Source organism: Streptococcus sp. oral taxon 431, assembly GCF_001553685.1.
In the GTDB taxonomy this organism is placed as follows: domain Bacteria; phylum Bacillota; class Bacilli; order Lactobacillales; family Streptococcaceae; genus Streptococcus.
On the sequence record NZ_CP014264.1, the window covers coordinates 213,976 to 237,329 of the forward strand.

At 41.4% G+C, this 23,354-nt stretch carries 19 protein-coding genes and 1 riboswitch; of the genes, 13 read left to right on the plus strand and 6 right to left on the minus strand.

All coding sequences use genetic code 11. The annotated features are described in order from the left end of the window. The first annotated feature begins 4 nt into the window (after positions 1-4). On the plus strand, positions 5-2,263 hold the full coding sequence (glgP, locus tag AXE83_RS01120; protein ID WP_045762559.1) for a glycogen/starch/alpha-glucan family phosphorylase: 2,259 nt from the start codon (positions 5-7) through the stop codon (positions 2,261-2,263). A 269-nt stretch (positions 2,264-2,532) separates the two neighbouring features. Then, positions 2,533-2,739 (plus strand): hypothetical protein, encoded by a 207-nt coding sequence (locus AXE83_RS11340; protein WP_045762560.1) that lies wholly within the window; start codon positions 2,533-2,535, stop codon positions 2,737-2,739. Between the two features lie 108 nt (positions 2,740-2,847). Here the strand turns inward: AXE83_RS11340 and AXE83_RS01130 are convergent, their stop codons facing one another. Next, positions 2,848-3,696 carry a putative RNA methyltransferase gene (locus tag AXE83_RS01130; RefSeq protein WP_060955109.1) on the minus strand — a complete coding sequence of 283 codons (849 nt, stop codon included), beginning with the start codon at positions 3,694-3,696 and terminating at the stop codon, positions 2,848-2,850. Between the two features lie 256 nt (positions 3,697-3,952). Here AXE83_RS01130 and AXE83_RS01135 point away from each other — a divergent pair, with 256 nt between their 5' ends. Further along, positions 3,953-4,231 (plus strand): DUF6110 family protein, encoded by a 279-nt coding sequence (locus tag AXE83_RS01135; RefSeq protein ID WP_000910910.1) that lies wholly within the window; start codon positions 3,953-3,955, stop codon positions 4,229-4,231. 1 nt (position 4,232) lies between these two features. After that, complete coding sequence (locus tag AXE83_RS01140) at positions 4,233-6,293, plus strand: heavy metal translocating P-type ATPase (RefSeq protein WP_060955110.1); 2,061 nt, start codon at positions 4,233-4,235, stop codon at positions 6,291-6,293. A gap of 77 nt (positions 6,294-6,370) precedes the next feature. Here the strand turns inward: AXE83_RS01140 and tyrS are convergent, their stop codons facing one another. Beyond that, positions 6,371-7,627, minus strand: coding sequence for a tyrosine--tRNA ligase (tyrS, locus tag AXE83_RS01145; protein WP_060955111.1), 1,257 nt, complete (start codon positions 7,625-7,627; stop codon positions 6,371-6,373). A 289-nt stretch (positions 7,628-7,916) separates the two neighbouring features. On the opposite strand from tyrS, the gene mutL reads away from it, so the two are divergent. The 4 genes from mutL to AXE83_RS01165 are packed head-to-tail and all read left to right on the plus strand — an operon-like array spanning position 7,917 to position 11,720. Continuing rightward, complete coding sequence (mutL, locus tag AXE83_RS01150) at positions 7,917-9,866, plus strand: DNA mismatch repair endonuclease MutL (RefSeq protein WP_060955112.1); 1,950 nt, start codon at positions 7,917-7,919, stop codon at positions 9,864-9,866. Positions 9,867-9,881: 15 nt separating this feature from the next. After that, positions 9,882-10,475 (plus strand): Holliday junction branch migration protein RuvA, encoded by a 594-nt coding sequence (ruvA, locus tag AXE83_RS01155; protein WP_060955113.1) that lies wholly within the window; start codon positions 9,882-9,884, stop codon positions 10,473-10,475. 9 nt (positions 10,476-10,484) lie between these two features. After that, complete coding sequence (locus tag AXE83_RS01160; RefSeq protein WP_060955114.1) at positions 10,485-11,045, plus strand: DNA-3-methyladenine glycosylase I; 561 nt, start codon at positions 10,485-10,487, stop codon at positions 11,043-11,045. Beyond that, entirely contained in the window at positions 11,046-11,720 is a 675-nt protein-coding gene (locus tag AXE83_RS01165; RefSeq protein WP_060955115.1) for a CPBP family intramembrane glutamic endopeptidase, read from the plus strand. Positions 11,721-11,765: 45 nt separating this feature from the next. Here AXE83_RS01165 and AXE83_RS01170 read toward each other — a convergent pair whose 3' ends face one another. From AXE83_RS01170 to AXE83_RS01185, 4 genes are all read right to left on the minus strand, one after another. Further along, positions 11,766-12,803, minus strand: a complete 1,038-nt coding sequence (locus AXE83_RS01170; RefSeq protein WP_060955116.1) for a S66 family peptidase — start codon at positions 12,801-12,803, stop codon at positions 11,766-11,768. 149 nt (positions 12,804-12,952) lie between these two features. After that, positions 12,953-13,216 carry a SemiSWEET family transporter gene (locus AXE83_RS01175; protein WP_004250486.1) on the minus strand — a complete coding sequence of 88 codons (264 nt, stop codon included), beginning with the start codon at positions 13,214-13,216 and terminating at the stop codon, positions 12,953-12,955. Between the two features lie 198 nt (positions 13,217-13,414). Beyond that, positions 13,415-14,089, minus strand: coding sequence for a DUF1129 domain-containing protein (locus AXE83_RS01180; RefSeq protein WP_006146142.1), 675 nt, complete (start codon positions 14,087-14,089; stop codon positions 13,415-13,417). 12 nt (positions 14,090-14,101) lie between these two features. Next, positions 14,102-15,046, minus strand: a complete 945-nt coding sequence (locus AXE83_RS01185; RefSeq protein WP_060955117.1) for a magnesium transporter CorA family protein — start codon at positions 15,044-15,046, stop codon at positions 14,102-14,104. A 142-nt stretch (positions 15,047-15,188) separates the two neighbouring features. Here AXE83_RS01185 and uvrA point away from each other — a divergent pair, with 142 nt between their 5' ends. From uvrA to AXE83_RS01210, 5 genes are all read left to right on the plus strand, one after another. Further along, positions 15,189-18,020 carry an excinuclease ABC subunit UvrA gene (uvrA, locus tag AXE83_RS01190; protein ID WP_060955118.1) on the plus strand — a complete coding sequence of 944 codons (2,832 nt, stop codon included), beginning with the start codon at positions 15,189-15,191 and terminating at the stop codon, positions 18,018-18,020. Continuing rightward, the gene (locus AXE83_RS01195; RefSeq protein WP_060955119.1) at positions 18,013-19,074 is read left to right on the plus strand and encodes a M24 family metallopeptidase; all 1,062 of its coding nucleotides are present in this window, start codon (positions 18,013-18,015) and stop codon (positions 19,072-19,074) included. The genes uvrA and AXE83_RS01195 overlap by 8 nt, the downstream gene beginning before the upstream one ends. A 53-nt stretch (positions 19,075-19,127) precedes the next feature. Beyond that, positions 19,128-19,281, plus strand: a riboswitch (M-box (ykoK) riboswitch). 192 nt (positions 19,282-19,473) lie between these two features. After that, entirely contained in the window at positions 19,474-22,134 is a 2,661-nt protein-coding gene (gene mgtA, locus AXE83_RS01200) for a magnesium-translocating P-type ATPase (protein ID WP_060955120.1), read from the plus strand. Between the two features lie 135 nt (positions 22,135-22,269). Next, complete coding sequence (gene spx, locus AXE83_RS01205) at positions 22,270-22,668, plus strand: transcriptional regulator Spx (protein ID WP_000591165.1); 399 nt, start codon at positions 22,270-22,272, stop codon at positions 22,666-22,668. 66 nt (positions 22,669-22,734) lie between these two features. Beyond that, on the plus strand, positions 22,735-23,307 hold the full coding sequence (locus AXE83_RS01210; RefSeq protein ID WP_060955121.1) for an SP0191 family lipoprotein: 573 nt from the start codon (positions 22,735-22,737) through the stop codon (positions 23,305-23,307). Positions 23,308-23,354 lie beyond the last annotated feature (47 nt).

Below are 23,354 nucleotides of genomic sequence, written 5' to 3' on the forward strand. Positions count from 1 at the left end.
AAAAATGTTACCATTAAAAGAATTTGTACAAAATCGTTACAATAAATCTATCGCAGAATGTAGCAATGAGGAGCTTTACCTTGCTCTTCTTAACTACAGCAAACTTGCAAGCAGCCAAAAACCAGTGAACACTGGTAAGAAAAAAGTTTACTACATCTCAGCTGAGTTCTTGATTGGTAAACTCTTGTCAAACAACTTGATTAACCTTGGTCTTTATGACGAAGTTAAAAAAGAACTTGCTGACGCAGGTAAAGAGTTGATCGAAATCGAAGAAGTAGAATTGGAACCATCACTTGGTAATGGTGGTTTGGGACGTTTGGCAGCCTGCTTTATCGACTCAATCGCTACACTTGGATTGAACGGTGACGGTGTTGGTTTGAACTACCACTTTGGTCTTTTCCAACAAGTGCTTAAAAACAACCAACAAGAAACTATTCCTAACGCTTGGTTGACTGACCAAAACTGGTTGGTTCGCTCAAGCCGTAGTTACCAAGTGCCATTTGCACACTTTACATTGACATCTACTCTTTACGATATCGATGTACCTGGTTACAAAACTGCTACGAAAAACCGCTTGCGTTTGTTTGACTTGGATTCAGTTGATTCATCTATCATTGAAGATGGCATTAACTTTGATAAGACAGACATCGCTCGCAACTTGACTCTTTTCCTTTACCCAGACGATAGCGACAAACAAGGTGAATTGCTCCGTATCTTCCAACAATACTTCATGGTTTCAAACGGTGCACAATTGATCATCGATGAAGCAATCGAAAAAGGAAGCAACTTGCACGACCTTGCTGACTACGCAGTTGTACAAATCAACGATACTCACCCATCAATGGTGATTCCTGAATTGATCCGTCTTTTGACTGAACGTGGTATCGAACTTGATGAAGCAATCTCTATCGTTCGTAGCATGACTGCTTACACAAACCACACAATCCTTGCTGAAGCCCTTGAAAAATGGCCTCTTGAATTCTTGGAAGAAGTGGTTCCTCACTTGGTACCAATCATCAAAGAATTGGATCGCCGTGTGAAAGCAGAATACAAAGACCCAGCTGTTCAAATCATCGATGAGAGCGGACGTGTTCACATGGCTCACATGGATATCCACTACGGATACAGCGTAAACGGGGTTGCGGCTCTTCACACTGAAATCTTGAAGAACTCAGAGTTGAAAGCTTTCTACGACATCTACCCAGAAAAATTCAACAACAAAACAAACGGTATCACATTCCGTCGTTGGCTTATGCATGCTAACCCAAGCTTGTCTCACTACTTGGATGAAATCCTTGGACGCGAATGGCACCATGAAGCTTCTAAATTGGAAGACCTTCTTTCATACGAAGACAAGGCTGCTGTCAAAGAAAAATTGGAAAGCATCAAAGCTCACAACAAACGTAAATTGGCTCGTCACTTGAAAGAGCACCAAGGTGTGGAAATCAATACAAACTCTATCTTTGATATCCAAATCAAACGTCTTCACGAATACAAACGTCAACAAATGAACGCTTTGTATGTCATCCACAAATACTTGGACATCAAGGCTGGTAACATCCCTGCTCGTCCAATCACAGTATTCTTTGGTGGTAAAGCAGCTCCTGCCTACACTATCGCTCAAGACATCATCCACTTGATCCTTTGCTTGTCAGAAGTCATTGCCAACGATCCAGCAGTAGCTCCACACTTGCAAGTGGTAATGGTTGAAAACTACAACGTTACTGCAGCAAGCTTCTTAATTCCAGCGTGTGATATCTCTGAACAAATCTCACTTGCTTCTAAAGAAGCTTCAGGTACTGGTAACATGAAATTCATGTTGAACGGAGCTTTGACTCTTGGTACTATGGACGGGGCTAACGTGGAAATCGCTGAGTTGGTTGGAGACGAAAACATCTACATCTTTGGTGAAGATTCAGAAACTGTTATCGACCTTTACGCAAAATCAGCTTACAAATCAAGCGAATTCTACGCTCGTAAAGCGATCAAACCATTGGTTGACTTTATCGTGAGCGACGCTGTTCTTGCAGTTGGTAAGATTGAACGTTTGGAACGTCTTTATAACGAATTAATCAACAAAGACTGGTTCATGACTCTTCTTGACTTGGAAGACTACATCAAAGTGAAAGAGCAAATGCTTGCTGACTACGAAGACCGTGACGCATGGTTGGATAAAGTCATCGTTAACATTGCTAAAGCAGGATTCTTCTCATCTGACCGTACAATCGCTCAGTATAACGAAGATATCTGGCACTTGAACTAAGATATACAATTTAATAGTTATTACACTATCTAGCAAAAAAAGCGAGTTTCAATTGAAATTCGCTTTTTTTTTAATGTTATGGACTTGAGGTTGACTGGTCTCAAAAGAAAAAATAATTTGTCAATAATTTCTAGCCTTAAAAATCAAACCTAGAGAACACTAAGAAGGCTGATTAAGTCTAAGGTTCTTCTTAGCTGTACCTCAAATTTCTTGTATTCGTTTACAAATAGTATTATAATAGTATTATAGTAAAGAAAGAGGGTGTTTTTATGTGGAAAAAATATTTTTCAAAATATAAATGGACTGATTTATTTTGGATTCTTTTTGTAATTGGAGCATGCCTCTTGACGGGTAATAGTTCTTCGTTTCCACTGACTCATCAAGAAATCTCTTTTCATGGATGTTGTTATGGGACATCACTTGCCTTATATCACTTGCTATTTATTGATAAATTTGTCATTTCAAATCGAAAATAAATGGAGAGGTAAAAATTTTTTATACTTTTCGGAAAGACAGTGAAAAATCGTTTTTTAAACCCGCATCTCAAGAAGAGGTGCGGGCTTTGTAGTATCTCAAAAATTTATTTACAGTGCTTTTCCGACCAGAATCTCTGCTTCGATGGTAATCTCTGTCAGTTGGCTCCAATCAATCTTGCTTTGGTCAACGTGAAAGAGGAGGGGTGTCATGCTGAGTAAAGCTTGTCTTTGCTCTGCGGTGATGGATTTGGTCAGGGAAGCAGCCTGGATAGATTGGATGCTGAAATATTCTTGGAAGTGTACCTTGATATCTTGGTTGGAATAGTCCTTCTTTGTCAGCTGGTCCTGTACTATTTGGCGCATTTCTTTAAGGTGATTTTTTGTAGGAATGACCTTAATTAAGATACCGTTTTGAGATAAAACGCGACGAAATTCACCGTAGTTGGCAGGCGAAAAGATATCAAGTAGGATATCCATGCTAGCGTCTTTTATAGGAAGACGAGCCAGGTCGCCAACGAACCAGTTGACTGCCCAGTTGGTTTCACTTTTAGCAGCGATTTGGACCGAATCTTTTGAAATATCAAAGGCATAAAAGGTTTTATCAGAGTGACTTTCTTGGAGTTTACGAGAGTAGAAGCCTTCGCCACAACCGATGTCCAAGACAGTTTTTGCAGATGGTTTAGTGGCTAGTAAGTCGGAGATACCTTCTAAAATAGCCTGATAAAATCCAGCTTCTAGGATTTGTTGGCGATTTTGGAAATTTTCCTTGTCGTAGTTGGCCGATTGCTTGATTTGTGGTGCTAGATTGATATAGCCTAATTTTGCTAGGTCAAAAGAATGGCGATTGGTGCACTTGAGACTAGATTCTACCAAGGTCAAGTTTTCTTGGCAGACGGGACAGGCAAAAGCGCTAGCAGAAGCAAAACGCTGGAGTTTGGGTTTGAGGTTTGTATTCATAGTTTAAGTGTATCAAAAGAGGCAAATGAAAGCAACTTTAGGAGTAAGTAGATGGGAGATTCAGTAGAAATAAAACTAATACTCTTCGAAAATCAAATTCAAACCACGTCAACGTCGCCTTGCCGTACTCAAGTACAGCCTGCGGCTAGTTTCCTAGTTTGCTCTTTGATTTTCATTGAGTATAATTCTCCAATTTATAAAATAAAATTGCTTTTATATCTAAATTGCTATATAATAATGATAAGGAGGAATAAGTATGTTAAAAGAAGTACTAACCGTTGCAAAAGTTGCGAAAAAATCATCACTCTTTTTGGGTGGTGTCGCATTTGGTACCCTTGGTTTGAAAATCTTGGCAAGTAAGGAAGCTAAAAAAGGTTATTCTAAAGCTTTGGCTAAGGCTTACAAGTTGAAAGACGGGCTAGATGCATCTGTTTCTGTTGTGAAACAACATGGAGACGATGTCTTGCAAGATGCCAAATATTTGTACGAGCAAGAGAAAAAAGAAGAGCAATTAGATAGCCTTATAGGAGAATAATATGTCTTTTAAAGTGCTACATAGAGGATACCAACATATCCGACTATCATCTTCTTTTTCACTCACCTTGGATATTCAAGACTATCTTCGTTCCTTGGCGAGAGATGAAAAGGGGATTGAGTCTATCCAGTTTTACATGGATCAACAGCACTTTACTCTACGCATAAAAGAAGGCTTTTCTGTATTAGATAATGCAGAAGCCTTTTTAAAAAGAATTGATAAAGGGAAAGTTTCTGAGTTGATGACTCTTCCCATTCGTAGAGAAGAGAGTGCTTATTCTATTGTTTCAGGTGCAGCGATTAAGCGTATACTTTTTCGTAGTTTTGTGCCGTATCCTATTCGCTATATATGGACTTGTTATCAGGCTTTTGGCTATATTAGAGAAGCCTATCAAACACTAGCGCGTAAGGAACTAACGATGGAGGTCTTGGACTGTTCGGCTATTTTATTGTCTTTGTTTATGAACCAATCCAAGACTGCCAGCAACATCATGTTTATGCTTGATTTGGGGAATCATTTAGATCAGTGGTCCTTGAAAAAAACTGCAACAGATTTAGAGCAGAGTCTTCTTGCAAAAGAGAGCGATGTATTCTTGGTACAGGGCGATACGGTCGTTAGTATCAAGAGTTCCGATGTTCAAATAGGAGATGTCTTGGTCCTATCTCAAGGAAATGAAATTCTGTTTGATGGACAAGTAGTTTCAGGTTTAGGTATGGTCAACGAAAGTTCCTTGACGGGAGAGAGTTTTCCAGTTGAAAAAAGAGAGTCTGATTTGGTTTGTGCAAACACAGTCTTGGAGACTGGGGAGCTACGCATTCGTGTAACCGATAATCAGATGAACAGCCGTATTTTACAGCTGATTGAGTTGATGAAGAAATCTGAAGAAAACAAGAAAACGAAACAACGCTATTTCATCAAGATGGCGGACAAGGTCGTCAAATATAATTTCTTGGGGGCTGGGCTGACTTACCTATTGACAGGTTCTTTTTCTAAGGCTATTTCATTCCTATTGGTTGATTTCTCCTGCGCTTTGAAAATCTCTACTCCTGTAGCTTATTTGACAGCTATCAAAGAGGGGTTGAACCGTGAAATGGTGATTAAGGATGGAGATGTTCTGGAGAAATATCTGGAAGTTGATACTTTCTTGTTTGATAAGACGGGAACAATCACAACTAGTTATCCTATAGTTGAAAAGGTGTTACCTTTTGGGGACTATAGTGAGGAAGATATTCTCAGAATCAGTGCCTGTCTTGAGGAACACATTTATCATCCTATTGCTAATGCCATCGTCAAGCAAGCTGAGATAGAGGGAATTGAACATGAGGAAATGCATGGGAAACTCCAATATATCGCAAGCAAGGGGATCAAATCTCATATAGATGGGCAACCAGTTCTTATTGGGAATTATGTTTTGATGCAGGATGAGCAAATTCATATCAATTCAGAACAAAATGCTTTAATTGAAGAATACAAGAGTCACTACAATCTCTTATTCTTAGCCTACCAGAATGAATTGATTGGAATGTTCTGTATTCATACTCCTTTGAGAAAAGAAGCAAAGGCAGCCTTGGAGAAACTTAAGGCACAAGGGAAAAAATTGATTCTGGCAACAGGGGACACCTTGGTTAGAACAGAGGAATTAGTCAAAGACTTGCCCTTTGATCAGGTCTATACAGACTTAAAACCTGATGGGAAATTTGAGTTAGTAGAGGAACTGCAGAAAGCAGGTCACACTATTTTGATGGTTGGAGATGGATTGAATGACTCAGCGGCTCTAACCCTATCAGATATCGGTGTGGTGATGAATGAGAGTGCAGATATTTCTAAGCAGATGAGCGATATCTTATTGTTAGATAATCGTTTGGATTTCTTCCAAGAGTTGGATTCGCTATCATCATCTTTGCAAACACTCATCAAGAAGAATATTCAAGATACCGTTGTCGTAAATAGTAGTTTGATTGGCTTTGGCTTGTTTAACTGGCTCAGCCCTTCAAATCTTTCTATCTTACATAATCTAACAACCTTACGCATTGTACTGCGTAGCCTGTCTATTAAGGGATAGGTGGGGACTATTCACAGCAAAAAGGAGTTACCTTTATCGAGGTTAACTCCTTTGTTTATAGGTAAATGTTTAACAATTTAGTAAGTCAATACAAAGTATTTCTTCTTACCACGGCGGATAACAGTCAGTTCGTTCTCTAACTTATCGTTATCCCCTAAGACATAGTCAAGGTCTTGGATACGGTCGCCGTTGACGTAGATAGCTCCATTTTGGACATCTTCACGGGCTTGGCGTTTTGAGTTAACCACGCCAGAAGATACGAGAAGTTCAACGATGTTGTGATTTTCGTCTGCCTGTACTTGGTAGTTTGGCACGCCACGAAGTCCTTGTTTGAGTTCTTTGACAGAAAGGTTTTTGATATTTCCTGCAAAGAGTTGTTCAGTGATGTTAAGGGCTTCTTTGTAGGCTTCTTCACCGTGGACAAGAGTCACAACTTCACGAGCGAGGACTTTTTGAGCCAAGCGTTCGTGTGGTGCTGCTTCGAATTGTTTACGGATGTCTTCAATCTCATCAAGTGACAAGAAGGTAAAGATCTTCAAGAAGCGAACAGCGTCAGCATCCATGACATTCATCCAGAATTGGTACATTTCGTATGGAGAAGTCTTTTCAGGGTTGAGCCAAACAGCGTTTCCTTCAGATTTACCAAATTTCTTACCAGTTGCGTCTGTAATGAGTGGGACAGTGATGACGTGACCGGTCTTGTCAGCCTTACGACGAAGCAACTCTGTACCAGCAGTCATATTTCCCCACTGGTCAGAACCACCGATTTGGAGGGTTACATTGTGCTCTTGGTTAAGGACAAAGAAGTCGTACCCTTGCATGATTTGGTAGGCAAACTCAGTGTAAGAAATCCCAGTTTCGATACGTTTCTTCACAGACTCCTTGCTCATCATGTAGTTGACAGTGAAGTATTTTCCGATATCACGGAGGAAGTCAATGAAGCTGATGCTGCCAAACCAGTCGTAGTTGTTGACCATGACAGCTTTATTCTCACCATTTTCAAAGTCAAGAAAACGAGAAAGTTGTCCTTGGATAGACTTGACCCAGCCCTCTACTGTGTCTTTTGTTTGGAGACTACGCTCAGCATCTTTGAAGGACGGATCTCCGATGAGACCTGTAGCACCGCCAACGAGCGCATAAGGTTTGTGACCTGCTAGCTGCAAACGACGACTTGTCAAGATTGCGACAAGGTGACCTAGGTGAAGGCTGTCAGCAGTTGGATCGTAGCCAGTATAATAAGAAACTTGACCTTCTTCTAGGGCTTTACGCAAAGCTTCTTCATCAGTCGTTTGAAAAATCAAACCACGCTCTTTTAGCTCATCAAAAATGTGCATGTGTCTTTTCTCCTTTTTAAAATATTGTTTCTACCTATTTTACCACAAACTTGGCAAATAACCTAGTAAAATCGGGAAGAAAGTTGCTGCTTGGACTTTTTTGGAAACGAGTGAAATATGGTATAATAGCACTAGCTTATACTCAATGAAAATCAAAGAGCAAACTAGGAAGCTAGCCGAAGGCTGTACTCGAGTACGGCAAGGCGAGACTGACGTGGTTTGAATTTGATTTTTGAAGAGTATTATTTTCAGAGAAATAGATAAAAACAGTTAAGAAAGGGGCTGAAAGATGTCTCATATTATTGAATTGCCAGAGGTTTTGGCCAACCAGATTGCGGCAGGAGAAGTTATCGAACGTCCTGCCAGCGTAGTTAAAGAGTTGGTTGAAAATGCTATCGATGCTGGTTCTAGCCAGATTATCGTTGAGATCGAAGAAGCTGGTCTTAAGAAAATCCAAATTACCGATAATGGTCACGGGATTGCCCACGATGAAGTCGAGTTGGCTCTCCGTCGTCATGCAACCAGTAAGATTAAGAATCAGGCAGATCTTTTTCGGATTCGTACGCTCGGTTTCCGTGGTGAAGCTTTGCCCTCTATCGCTTCTGTCAGTGTTCTGACTCTTTTGACTGCAGTAGAGGGTGCAAGTCACGGGACTAAGCTAGTAGCTCGTGGGGGAGAAGTAGAAGAAATCATCCCTGCGACTAGTCCTGTTGGGACCAAGGTTTGTGTGGAGGATCTCTTTTTTAACACACCAGCTCGTCTCAAGTATATGAAGAGCCAGCAGGCAGAGTTGTCTCATATCATCGATATTGTCAATCGTCTGGGGCTAGCCCATCCTGAGATTTCCTTTAGTCTAATTAGTGATGGCAAGGAAATGACACGAACAGCTGGTACGGGTCAACTCCGCCAAGCCATTGCTGGAATTTATGGTTTAGCCAGTGCTAAAAAAATGGTTGAGATTGAGAATTCTGACCTAGACTTTGAAATTTCAGGCTTTGTGTCCTTGCCGGAATTGACACGGGCTAATCGTAACTATATCAGTCTCTTTATCAATGGTCGTTATATCAAAAACTTCCTGCTCAATCGTGCCATTTTAGATGGTTACGGCAGCAAGCTTATGGTGGGGCGTTTTCCGCTAGCTGTTATTCACATCCATATCGATCCTTATCTAGCAGATGTCAATGTGCACCCGACCAAGCAAGAGGTGCGTATTTCTAAGGAAAGAGAGCTGATGGCACTGGTTTCAGAAGCTATCGCAAAGAGTCTCAAGGAACAGACCTTGATTCCAGATGCCTTGGAAAATCTGGCAAAGTCTACCGTACGCAATCGTGAAAAAGTAGAGCAAACCATTCTCCCGCTTAAAGAAAATAATCTTTACTACGAGCAAACGGAGCTGACAAGACCGCCTCAAGCTGAGGTAGCAGACCATCAGGTGAATCTGACTGAAGAAAGACAGGATTTGAACCTCTTCGCTAAGGAAACCTTGGATCAGCTGACCAAACCAGCAAAACTGCATTTTGCAGAGAGAAAGTCTATCAGTTACGACCAACTGGATCATCCTGAGTTAGATATGGCTAATTTGGATAAGGCTTATGACAAGCTGGAGCGAGAAGAATCTTCAAGCTTTCCGGAGTTGGAATTTTTCGGTCAGATGCATGGAACCTATCTCTTTGCCCAAGGTAGAGATGGGCTTTACATCATAGACCAACACGCAGCTCAGGAGCGGGTTAAGTATGAGGAGTATCGCGAAAGTATTGGCAATGTTGACCAGAGCCAGCAGCAACTCCTAGTGCCCTATATCTTTGAATTTCCTGCGGATGATTCCCTTCGCCTCAAGGAAAGAATGTCTCTTTTAGAGGAAGTTGGCGTCTTTCTAGCAGAGTACGGGGAGAATCAATTTATCTTGCGCGAACATCCCATTTGGATGGCAGAGGAGGAAATTGAATCTGGAATCTATGAGATGTGCGACATGCTCCTCTTGACCAAGGAAGTTTCAATCAAGAAATACCGAGCTGAACTAGCCATTATGATGTCCTGCAAGAGGTCTATCAAGGCTAACCACCGTATCGATGATCACTCGGCTAGACAACTCCTCTATCAGCTTTCCCAATGTGACAACCCCTACAACTGTCCACACGGACGCCCTGTTTTGGTCCACTTTACCAAGTCAGATATGGAAAAGATGTTCCGTCGCATTCAAGAAAATCATACAAGCCTACGCGAACTAGGGAAATACTAAATTTAAAGGAAAATTATGTACGAATATCTAAAGGGTATTATTACCAAAATTACTGCTAAATACATTGTTCTAGAAGCTAACGGGATCGGCTACATTTTGCACGTGGCTAACCCCTATGCTTACTCAGGACAAGTCAATCAAGAAGCGCAAATCTATGTCCATCAAGTTGTTCGCGAAGATGCTCACCTGCTTTACGGCTTTCGTTCAGAAGACGAGAAAAAACTCTTTCTCAGCTTGATCTCGGTGTCAGGCATTGGTCCTGTATCAGCTCTTGCCATTATTGCAGCTGATGACAATGCAGGGCTTGTTCAAGCCATCGAGACCAAGAATATAACCTACCTGACCAAGTTCCCTAAAATCGGGAAGAAAACAGCCCAACAGATGCTCTTGGACTTAGAAGGTAAGGTGGCTGTGGCAGGTGATGACCTCCCTGCTAAGGCTACAATTCCATCTAGTAGTGACAACCAAGAATTGGAAGAAGCCATGGAAGCCATGTTGGCATTGGGCTACAAGGCGACCGAGCTTAAGAAAATCAAGAAATTCTTTGAAGGAACGACTGATACAGCTGAAAACTACATCAAATCTGCCCTTAAGATGTTGGTGAAATAGGAGAAGTCTATGCCAAAACGCTGTGGTTGGGTTAAAATGAACAACCCTCTATATGTAGCCTACCACGATGAGGAATGGGGCCAGACCCTCCATGATGACCGAGCGCTTTTTGAGTTGCTCTGTATGGAGACTTATCAGGCAGGCTTATCTTGGGAAACGGTACTCAATAAACGCCAAGCCTTCCGTCAAGTTTTTCATGGTTACCAAATTCAAGCTGTTGCAGACATGACGGATGAAGAACTGGAATCTTTGTTAGAAAATCCAGCTATCATTCGTCATCGCGCCAAGATTTTTGCGACGCGAGCTAATGCCCAGGCCTTTCTACAAGTTCAGAAAGAGTATGGCTCTTTTGATGCTTATCTCTGGTCTTTTGTAGATGGGAAAATCATAGTTAATGATATCCCGGACTACAGTCAAGCACCAGCCAAAACGCCTTTGTCCGAAAAAATATCCAAGGAACTCAAAAAACGTGGCTTCAAGTTCACAGGACCAGTCGCTGTTTTATCCTTTCTACAAGCTGCAGGGCTAGTTGATGACCATGAGAATGATTGTGAATGGAAGGGGAATTAAATGATGTCTAACAAATATAAGGGAATTCTGATTTTTGCGATTCTCTATACAGTCCTTTTTGTGTTTGATGGTATACGAGTATTTGATGCTCCATTACCTTCTTCTGCAGGGACATATTTAGTCTATACCATCATGTTTGTGTATGGTTGCTTCTTATTTAAGTCCCTATTGCTCCAAAAGTGGGAAGAGATTAGAAAGGCTAAAAGAAAATTCTTCTTTGGCGTCTTAACAGGATGGCTCTTTCTCATTCTGATGACTGTTGCCTTTGGATTTGTATCAGAGTTGTTGAGGCAGTTTTTCGGGCTGGTCGGACAAGGTCTAAACCAGTCGAATATTCAAATTACCTTTCAAGAGCAACCACTACTGATAGCAGTTTTCGCCTGCATCATTGGACCTTTGGTGGAAGAACTCTTTTTCCGTCAGCTCTTATTGCATCACTTGCAGAAACAGTTGCCAGATTTACTAAGCATTATTCTGGTAGGACTTATCTTTGCCCTGAGTCATATGCATAATTTAAACTTATCCGAGTGGGTCGGTTCAGTCGGTTATCTAGGTGGTGGCCTGGCCTTTTCAATTATTTATGTGAAAGAAAAGGAGAATATCTACTATCCCTTACTGGTTCATATGTTAAGCAACAGCCTTTCCTTGATCATTTTAGCTATCAGTAGTATGTGATGAAAATGCCAGTAATGATAATGAGAAAAAGCTGAGAAATTCATCTCAGCTTTCTTTGTTATAGTCAAAGCGAATGACTTGCTCCGTTGCGTCTACATACGCGTGGACTCCAAAGGGAACAATTGCTCTTGGTGTCGCATGGCCGACATTCAGATTATAGACAATCGGGATATTACTGTCAATGATGTCCAGTAGTGCTTCCTTATAGTCGTCATAAAAGGTTTCATCCATTGGCTTTCCGACCAAGAGTCCGCTGATGACCTCGAATATCCCAGTTTCCTTTAAAGTCTGCAACATCTTTTTGAAATATTCTGGCTCAGGCTTTTCTTCGCTTGTCTCTAGCAAGAGGATCTTTCCTTCCCAGTCTGACAAGTCAGGGAAAAGTTTGTATTTTTGGCAGAGCTCCGTGCTGTCTGCGTATCGAGAGTTGTCAAAGATATCGTAGAGAGATTCGAGGCAACCACCGAGGATTTCTCCCTCGAACTGGGCATTTCCTTGTAACAAGTCAAAACCAGTATTTGTATGATTGATACGAGGTGTTCCTAGAGCTTTGGGACTGAAGTCAGTTCGTTCCTCATACCAAACGTCACTAGGGCGGATTTCTGAGATTCTTCCCGTCTCAATCAATTCTTTAAAGTAGTGAAGGCTATAGGCTAACATTTCTTTGTCTAATTCACAAATGTCTGCTAAAAAGGATTGACCATAAAAAGTTTTAACACCTAGTTTATGCAACATGAGATGGTTCATGGTTGTATCTGAGAAACCAAGAAAAATCTTTTGTTTGATAACTTTTTCTAGTTGGTCATTTTCAAAAAGGTAGGGCAACAAACGATAGGTATCATCTCCACCGATGGCGCATAGGATCATGTCGATACTATCATCAGAAAAGGCTTGCATCAAATCCTCCGCACGCGCTTCAGGATGGTCCTTGATAAAGTCTAAGCCTTTTAACGAATGGGGTAAAAAGATAGGATTGAGTCCCAAATCTTTGAGACGTTGGACACCCAAGTCCACTTCGTGTTTGACAAAGTCTTCTCCGATAATGCCACTAGACAAACTAACAATACCAATAGTAGAAACCATATCTCATCCTCCTAGAAATAAATTGATGCTATTGTATCACAAAAGATGAGGAGAAACAACAAGAATTAGAATCAGAAAATGGCTTTTAGATCACGAAAGTAGTAAAAAAGCAACCAATCGTGTGGTTGCTTTTTATAGTAGTTGTATTCTTATAGAGCAGTAAGGAAGGTCAGTCCGCCAAGGATAACCCCAGCCGAGTTTGGAATGATTAGAATCCAGTCTTTCTTAGGCTCTTTTGTCCATCCATAAATGACCCAGATTAAGCAAGAAACAGCTGCTGATAAAGGTTGGAATGGTTGAGCTTTATTTCCTTGTAAATTGGCAAAAATTTGGGGGATGTAGGCTATAAATACAATAATTCCGATAAAGGCACCAATTGAACCAACAATTTGATTAATTCTCTGTTTAGTCATATATACTTCTCCTTATTACTTTATTAGTATAACAGAAAAACAACTTGGATTCAAGGACAAAACCTCGGGATTCTAAGGAAAGACTTTACATTAGAACGTTTTTAGAAAATGTGTTTACTTCTTTTGAGAATCGAAAAATGATTTGGAACTACAAAAAAAGTAGTCTGTCTACAAAACACACTACTTTTATTGTTTATCTTAATATCTAGCTGGTCCTGCACTTGCGCTCTTGATGTTGAAACGTTTCTTGAGGTAGAAACGTAGGGCAAGGAGAGCTCCTCCAATCACCAACAAAACAAGAGGTGGTAAGCTGATGTTGATGGCTTGTGGAAGGAAATTACTCAAGAAGAGGATGAAGACCCAGGCAAACATGGTTGCTAACATAACCAAAAGTGATTTCCAGAATGGTGGGCGTTGGCTACGGTCAGTATCTGGTCCGTAGTAGCGGTAAATGAAGTGGTAGAGAAGATAGAAGGCAACTCCACCAAAGGCTCCTACACTGATAAGTGTTACCAATCCGTAGGCCACAGGTTGGTTCGAGAAGAAGCTCATCAAGGCGCTAACTACTGCAAATAATCCTGTGATGAAAAGGGCTGAATCCAACATCATCAATTTTGGATCGTCGTTTTCTTTTGGATGTTCTTTTTCGTATTGCTCTTTTTCGCTGAAACTATGAGCCCAGTGAGTTGGTGCTCCGTAGATAGAACGAGCTGTCACTCCTTTTGGTTGCTCCTCAAGGATATGAGGAATGACTTCTTCAAGGATAGCCTTGATTTCGGCATCGGTTTTCCCGTCCTTGAGAAATTGCTGGGTTGCAATATGGATAAATTCTTGGTTTTTCTTTGTTAATTCTTTTAAATCAATCTGTGACATAATAACTCCTGTTTAGAACCATTTTTTATGGATGAGGTAAAGAGTGAGAGAAACACTCATAGCAAAGGCGATGAAGACGATGAGCCAGAAAGCGTGCGGTTCTCCGTTTAAAGGAATTTCATTATCCTTAAAGTTCATTCCGTAGGCTGAGAAAATCATGGTCGGCACAGACATAACGATGGTCACGAGGGCCAAGGTTTTCATGATATTGTTCTGGTTGTTTGAAATGATAGAGGCAAAGGTCTCTGTCATAGAGTGAAGGACGTTTCCATAGATATCCGCCATCTCGATGGCCTGTTGCGTTTCAATCAAGGTGTCTTCAAGTAGATCTTCATCTTCAAGGTATTTCTTGATATTGCTAGTCGCACTGGTCAATTTTTTAATCACGCGCTCATTTGTCTTCAGAGAAGCTTTGAAGTAGACGATGGTCTTTTCCAACTCCATGAGTTCGATCAATTCTTCGTTTCGAGTAGATTTGTGAAGTTGACTCTCAATCTGCTCACTCTTACGTTCGATTGAACGGAGGGCGGTTAGGTAAATCTCCGCATTGCGGTATAGGATTTGGAAGATGAAGCGCGAACGCATGAAGGTATAGAAATTTCGAAGCCTACGATTGATAAAGACATCAAGAAGTGGTAGAGGCTCCAAGCAAGTGGTAATAATAGCCTCTTCTGTGAGGATAATCCCCAAGGGAATGGTCACGTAGTAGGTCTGGTTATTTCTTTCCTCTGTTATTGGGACGTCTACGATAATCAAGGTGTATTCATCTTCGATGGTGATACGTGACATCTCTTCCGCATCGAGCGGTGCACGGAGATCGGCGATATCAATATCAAAGGCTGAGGCGATTTCCATCGATTCGCTTTGAGTAGGATTGACGAGATTGATCCAAGTGCCCGGCTGGAGCGTATCAATCTCTTTAAATTCAGTTGTAGTCGAGAGAAAGATCTGCTTCATATCTCTTATCCTTTCCTAATCTAATCCGTGTTTCAGTGATTTTTGACACCGTACTATTATACTACAAAATCGGCTTTTTTGGTAATAGAATTTCACTTTTTTTGGTATAATGGAAAGCAACAATGAACTAGAAAGAAGTAATATGCAAGATAAGATTGTCATCCATGGGGCACGCGCCCATAATTTAAAAAATATAGATGTGGAAATTCCGCGTGACAAGCTAGTTGTGGTGACGGGACTATCTGGATCTGGAAAGTCTAGTTTAGCCTTTGATACCCTTTATGCAGAAGGGCAACGTCGCTACGTTGAAAGTCTGTCAGCCTATGCTCGTCAGTTCTTGGGCAATATGGAAAAGCCAGATGTGGACTCTATCGACGGTCTCAGCCCTGCCATTTCCATTGACCAGAAAACGACCAGTAAAAATCCACGTTCGACGGTTGGGACAACGACGGAAATCAACGACTACCTACGTCTCCTCTATGCTCGTGTAGGAACACCCTACTGTATCAATGGACATGGGGCTATCAAGGCTTCTTCTGTTGAACAGATTGTAGACAAGGTTTTGGAATTACCAGAGCGCCAGCGTCTGCAGATTTTAGCGCCTGTCATTCGTAAGAAAAAAGGGCAACACAAGACGTTGATTGAAAAGATTCAAAAGGATGGATATGTTCGTGTCCGTGTCGATGGGGTTGTCTATGATGTGACCGAAATTCCTGACCTTGAAAAGAATAAGCAACACAACATCGATGTGGTGGTAGACCGTATCATTATCAAAGAAGGTATCCGTAGTCGTCTCTTCGATTCGATTGAAGCAGCCCTCCGTATTGCTGAAGGATATGTCATTATCGATACCATGGGTGACTCTGAGTTGCTCTTCTCAGAACACTACGCTTGTCCAGTATGTGGCTTTACGGTTCCAGAGCTAGAACCTCGTCTCTTCTCCTTCAATGCACCTTTTGGCTCTTGTAATGAGTGTGATGGTTTGGGGATCAAGCTAGAGGTTGATACGGACTTAGTCGTACCAGATGCTAGCAAGACTCTTCGTGAGGGAGCCTTAGCGCCTTGGAATCCTATCTCTTCTAACTATTATCCAAATATGCTAGAACAAGCTATGACAGCCTTCGGAGTGGACATGGATACGCCTTTTGAGGCCTTGTCAGAGGAGGATAAGAATCTCATTTTCTATGGTTCAGATGGTAAGGAATTCCATTTCCATTATGAAAATGAATTCGGCGGAGTTCGTGACATCGACATCCCTTTTGAAGGAGTTGTCAATAATATCAAACGTCGCTACCATGAAACTAATAGTGACTACACTCGCACCCAGATGCGGCTCTACATGAATGAGCTAACTTGTGGCACTTGTCACGGTTATCGCCTCAATGACCAGGCCTTGTCTGTCCGTGTGGGTGGCGAGCAAGGGCCACATATCGGAGAAATTTCAGACCTGTCTATCGCAGACCACTTGGACTTGGTGAGCCAGCTGACCTTGTCTGAAAATGAAGCGATTATTGCTCGTCCCATTCTCAAGGAAATCAAGGACCGCTTGACCTTCCTTAATAATGTCGGACTTAACTATCTGACACTTTCTCGTTCAGCAGGAACATTATCAGGTGGGGAGAGCCAACGTATTCGCTTGGCGACTCAGATTGGTTCTAATCTATCAGGTGTTCTTTATATCCTAGATGAGCCGTCCATCGGTCTTCACCAGAGGGACAATGATCGCCTGATCGCCAGTCTGAAAAAGATGCGGGATTTAGGGAATACTCTCATCGTGGTAGAACACGATGAAGATACCATGCGAGAGGCTGATTATCTGATCGACGTCGGTCCTGGTGCAGGGGTCTTTGGTGGAGAGATTGTTGCCGCAGGAACGCCCAAGCAAGTGGCTCGCAACAGCAAGTCTATCACAGGTCAGTACTTGTCAGGCAAACGTGCCATTCCAGTGCCAGAAGAGCGTCGTGTCGGTAATGGTCGTTTTATCGAAGTGACGGGAGCGCGTGAAAACAACCTACAAAATATCACTGCTCGCTTCCCTCTCGGGAAATTCATTGCGGTGACAGGAGTCTCTGGTTCAGGGAAGTCGACCCTCATTAACAGTATTCTCAAAAAAGCCATTGCTCAAAAATTAAATCGCAATTCAGACAAACCTGGGAAGTTTAAGACTATTACAGGAATCGAGCATATCGACCGTCTGATAGACATTGACCAAAGTCCAATAGGACGAACACCGAGGTCTAATCCCGCTACTTATACAGGTGTTTTCGATGACATCCGAGACCTCTTTGCTCAGACAAATGAAGCCAAGATCCGTGGTTACAAAAAGGGGCGTTTCAGTTTCAATGTTAAGGGCGGTCGCTGCGAGGCTTGCTCGGGTGATGGGATTATCAAGATTGAGATGCATTTCTTGCCAGATGTATACGTAGCTTGTGAAGTCTGCCATGGGACTCGCTATAATAGTGAAACCCTAGAAGTTCACTACAAGGAAAAGAATATCTCGCAAGTCTTGGATATGACCGTCAACGATGCGGTAGAATTTTTCAAACACATTCCAAAAATTCAACGCAAACTCCAGACAATCAAAGATGTTGGTCTAGGTTATGTGACCTTGGGACAACCAGCTACGACACTTTCTGGTGGAGAAGCTCAGCGTATGAAGCTGGCTAGCGAACTCCACAAGCGCTCGACAGGTAAGTCTTTCTACATTTTAGATGAGCCGACAACTGGTTTGCATACTGAGGACATCGCTCGATTACTCACCGTTTTGTCTCGCTTTGTCGATGATGGAAATACAGTTCTCGTGATCGAGCACAATCTGGACGTCATCAAAACAGCAGACCATATTATCGACTTAGGACCAGAAGGTGGTGTTGGTGGCGGGACTATTATCGCAACAGGAACACCAGAGGAAGTAGCTGCCAATGAAGCTAGCTATACAGGACAGTATTTGAAAGGAAAGTTACATCATGAATAAACGTGTGCAAGCATTTTTAGATAAAATGCAAGAAAAAGAACTAGATGGAATCATTATCAATAACCTTAAAAATGTCTACTATTTGACAGGATTTTGGGGTTCAAATGGGACAGTCTTTATCAGTCGTGACCGTCAGGTCTTAGTGACAGATGCCCGCTATATCATTGCAGCCAAACAAGAAGTTACTGGTTTTGAGATTTTTGCAGAACGTGATGAGTTGGCAACTATCGCAAAGATTGCAAAAGATATGGGTCTTTCTCGTATCGGATTTGAAGATGAGGTTTCAGTTTCTTATTACCATCGCATGCAAACCGCCTTTGAAGGTTTAGAACTAGTTCCACAGACACAGTTTGTTGAAGTCCTTCGTATGATTAAGGATGAGACAGAGATTGCGACTATTCGTAAGGCTTGTTCCATCTCAGACCAAGCTTTCCACGATGCTCTTGACTTTATCAAGCCAGGTAAGACAGAAATTGAAATTGCCAACTTTCTGGACTTCCGTATGCGTGAATTAGGCGCTGCTGGTTTGTCTTTTGACACGATTCTAGCTAGTGGGATCAACTCTTCTAAACCCCATGCCCACCCAATGCACAAGCCAGTAGAACTAGGTGAAGCTATTACTATGGACTTCGGTTGCCTTTACGACCACTATGTCAGTGATATGACTCGTACTATCTACCTAGGTCATGTCAGTGATGAACAAGCAGAAATCTACAACACCGTTTTGAAGGCCAATCAAGCTCTGATAGACCAAGCTAAGAATGGCTTAGGTTTCCGTGACTTTGATAAAATCCCTCGTGATATCATTGTGGAAGCAGGCTATGGAGAATACTTTACTCACGGTATCGGGCACGGCATCGGACTTGATATCCACGAAGAACCTTACTTTAGTCAAACTTCTAAAGAAGTTATTAAATCTGGTATGGTCTTGACTGATGAACCTGGTATTTATATTGAAGGTAAATACGGGGTTCGTATCGAAGATGATATCCTGATTACAGATACAGGTTGTGAGTTATTAACCCTTGCTCCAAAAGAATTAATCGTAATCTAAGAAAAATAAGATAAATCGTTGACTTTTACTAGTTAAAGGTTTATACTGAAAGGCGAAAACGGTAGGTGAGGCTACCATAGGGATACGGATGACTACCGCAAAGCAGTGGAGACACTACTCGTTGGTCAACAGTCCTGGTCGCGAAGGTTAAGACTAAGCTCATTTCATCGCCCTATGGAGTTAAAGCTTGAACGAAAACAGATGATAAGTTTTTTAGTCCTGCCATTTTATGGCAGGACTTTCTGCTGTTTTAGAACAAAGAAGGGAGACAAACGATGCAAATTGACGATCATCCAGAACCGCACATACACAGCCAATCGCTGATTTGTGTCGTTCTGTCCTTATAAAGTGATTGGTCCCTGTGTATGAAATCACCATTCATACAGATAGGAGAAACCAATGAAAACTACAAAAGAAAGACTAGCAGCAGCTATTCAAACTCCATTTAAAGAGAGTCTAGCTTTTTACCATACAAGTTTAAAAGGCTTAGATTCAGAACAAGTTGAAGAAAACCGTGACTTATATGGTGAAAACACCATCACCAAGGGCCAAGAGGATTCCATCTTTAAAAAGATTTATGAGTCCATTATCAATCCTTTCACAATCATTTTGCTTGTGATTGCCTTTATTTCTCTCGTTACAAACGTTTGGCTTGCCAAACCTGGCCAAGAGGACCCTACGACCTCTATTATTATCGTTGTCTTGGTTTTGATTTCAGGAGGCATCCGTTTTGTCCAAGAGTTGCGGAGCGACAAGGCGACAACCAATCTTTCAAAAATGATTGTCAACACTGCAACTGTTATTCGCGATGGTCTTGAACAAGAGTTGCCAATCGATGAGTTGGTTGTGGGAGACCTCGTGAAATTGAGCGCTGGAGATATGATTCCAGCAGATGTTATCTTATTTGAATCCCGTGACTTTTTCGTTCAACAGTCAGGTTTGACTGGAGAAAGTGATGCAGTTGAAAAGCTAGCTTTAAATAAAGCCACTGGTCAAAATATAGATAGCCTTTTAGAAGCAGAATCCTTGGCCTTTATGGGAACAAACGTTATCTCAGGAAGTGCGACAGCTATGGTTCTAGCAGTTGGTGATGACACCATGATGGGAGCTATTGAGCAAACTCTCAACACCTATGATGAGCCAACTTCTTTTGAACGTGAAATGAACAGCATTTCCTGGCTCTTGATCCGCTTGATGCTTGTCATGGTTCCGATTGTGTTTTTCGCAAATGGATTGACCGATGGAGACTGGTTAGAGGCAGGAGTTTTTGCCTTGAGCGTGGGTGTCGGCCTTACACCAGAAATGCTTCCAATGATTATCACAGCTAGCTTGGCCAAAGGTTCCATTATCATGGCCAAGGAAAAGGTGGTCATCAAAAAACTCAATGCTATCCAAGACTTAGGAGCAATCGATATCCTTTGTACGGATAAAACTGGAACTCTAACGCAAGATGAGATTGTCTTAGAATATCCCTTGGATATCCATGGTGATTTGGATATGGCGGTCTTAAGAAGAGCTTATCTAAATTCACATTTCCAAACAGGTTTGAAAAACTTGATGGACCGTGCCATTATCAGTAGAACTGAAAAAGAAGCCAAAGAACACGCTATCCTACAAAATCTAGATATCAGTTTTCAAAAAATTGACGAGCTTCCATTTGACTTTGAGCGCAGACGTATGAGTGTTATCGTCAAAGATGACAGCAATGTTGTTAGTATGGTGACCAAAGGCGCTTTAGAAGAAATGTTGAATATTTCGACACATGTGGAATATCGTGGAGAAATAATCCCTATTACGGAGGGGATTCGCCAAGAAGTACTGGCAGAAGTTGGTCAATTAAACCGTCAAGGCTTGCGTGTCTTAGGTGTTGGCTACAAATCAGGTTTACGTGAAGACTATGCCTATGCTGTGGATGATGAAAGTGATATGATCCTTACGGGTTACCTTGCCTTCTTGGATCCACCAAAACCATCTGCAGCACCTGCTATCCAAGCTTTGCTTGAGCATGGTGTCAGAACAAAAATTTTAACTGGAGATAACGAAAAAGTAACCCAAGCTATCTGTGAAAAGGTTGGATTGGACGTTGAACATATGCTCTTAGGTGCTGACATTGATCAAATGACAGACCAAGAATTGGCAGAAATGGTTGAAAAAGTAACAGTCTTTGCTAAATTGTCACCTGATCAAAAAGCGCGGATTATTCTACAGTTAAAGAAAAATGGTCACGGTGTTGGTTATATGGGGGACGGTATTAATGACGCTCCATCCATGAAGGTGGCAGATGTCGGTATTTCTGTAGATACAGCAGTCGATATCGCCAAGGAAACAGCGGATGTTATCTTGCTAGACAAGGATCTCATGGTTCTTGAAACTGGTATCGTTGAAGGCCGTAAGGTCTACGCCAACATGACCAAATATATTAAGATGACCGTTAGTTCAAACTTTGGGAATATCTTCTCACTCCTTGTTGCGAGTATCTTCTTGCCATTTTTACCAATGGCCCCTGTTCATCTCATTGTCCTAAACCTAGTCTATGATTTGTCTTGTGTGGCATTGCCATTTGATAATGTGGATCAAGACTTCCTCAAACAACCCCATACATGGGAAGCAAAATCCATTACGCGATTTATGGTTTGGATGGGACCAATTTCATCTGTCTTTGATATTTTGACCTTTATCTTCCTCTACTTTATCATTGTTCCTTTGGTGACTGGCCATCATTATGTTCATGGGTCAGAATCTGCCCTTCAGTTTATTATCTTGTTCCAAACAGGATGGTTCATCGAATCTATGTGGTCTCAAACCATGGTTATCCATATGCTTCGTACAGCAAAAGTTCCTTTTGTACAAAGCAGACCAGCTTGGCTTGTGATTTTGATGACACTGGTTGCAGCCTTTTTCGTAACCAGTCTACCTTATGGACCGCTAGTAAATATTCTTCGTCTAGCACCCTTAGGGCGTCCTTACTTCTTATTCTTAATCTGTATTATTTTCTTGTATATGTTTAGCGTTACAGTTATTAAGAAGTTTTACATTAAGAAATATAAAGAATGGTTATAGTTCGTATTTTGTCAAGAAAAAAGTTCAAAAATTGCCAAAAAAGTTAAAATTTTTTAAAAATAGGTCGCAAGTCCGATGTTTTTTATGGTATAATAGTCTAAACTGATAGTAACATGTAGCGAAAGGGGTAGGTACATGATCAAAATTTATACAGTCTCAAGTTGTACTAGCTGTAAAAAAGCGAAGACCTGGCTCAATGCCCACCAGTTAAGTTATAAAGAACAAAACCTCGGTAAGGAAGGAATCACGAGAGAAGAACTACTTGATATTTTGACAAAAACAGACAATGGAATTGCAAGTATCGTATCATCGAAAAATCGTTATGCAAAGGCTCTTGGTGTTGATATCGAAGATTTGAGTGTCAATGAAGTGCTCAACCTAATCATGGAAACACCACGTATCTTGAAAAGTCCGATTCTTGTAGATGAGAAACGCCTACAGGTTGGCTATAAAGAAGACGATATCCGTGCCTTTTTGCCACGCTCTGTCCGTAATGTGGAAAATGCAGAAGCGCGTTTACGTGCGGCTCTATAAAACATCAAGGCTGGGAGTGACTCCTGGCCTTCTCTAATATTTAAATTGGATAACATGTGAGGATTTATGAAAAAGTTAGTCATTGGAACATTCGCAGCACTATTTTTGCTCGTTGGATGTGGTCAGAAAAAAGAAACAGCAGCTTCAACTACTGAGAGTTCTCAAGAAGCCCTACAGTCTACCTTGCCCGTATTAGAAAATGCAAGCAAGAATACAGTTGTTACCAAGACCTTGGTTTTGCCAGCTGATGAGAGTGGAGCACAGCAAACTCAAATCATTACCTACAAAGGCAATCAATTTTTAAGCTTGACCATTCAGCAAAAGCGTCCTGTATCAGAAGATTTAAAAAATTATATTTCTGAGCGAGGATTAGATGAAGCTAAAAAAGCTCTAAAAGAAGCTGAGGACAAGGATGAGTCTGTTCAAGCGGCTCGAAAAATTTCAGGCTTTACCATTGAAACGACTCTTTTAAATGAGAAAGAAATGGAAACCAAGACTAGCTATGATTTCCAAACACTGGATTTCAAAAAAGCAAGTGAAAACGAATACTTAAAGAATGTTGGACTGGAAAATCTATTGAAAAACGAACCAGAGGACTATATTGCTAATCGTGTTGCAAATGGGGCAACAGTCCAGTAAAAAGTTAGAGAAAATCAGCAGAATCAGACTGTGTGATTTGTAGAACG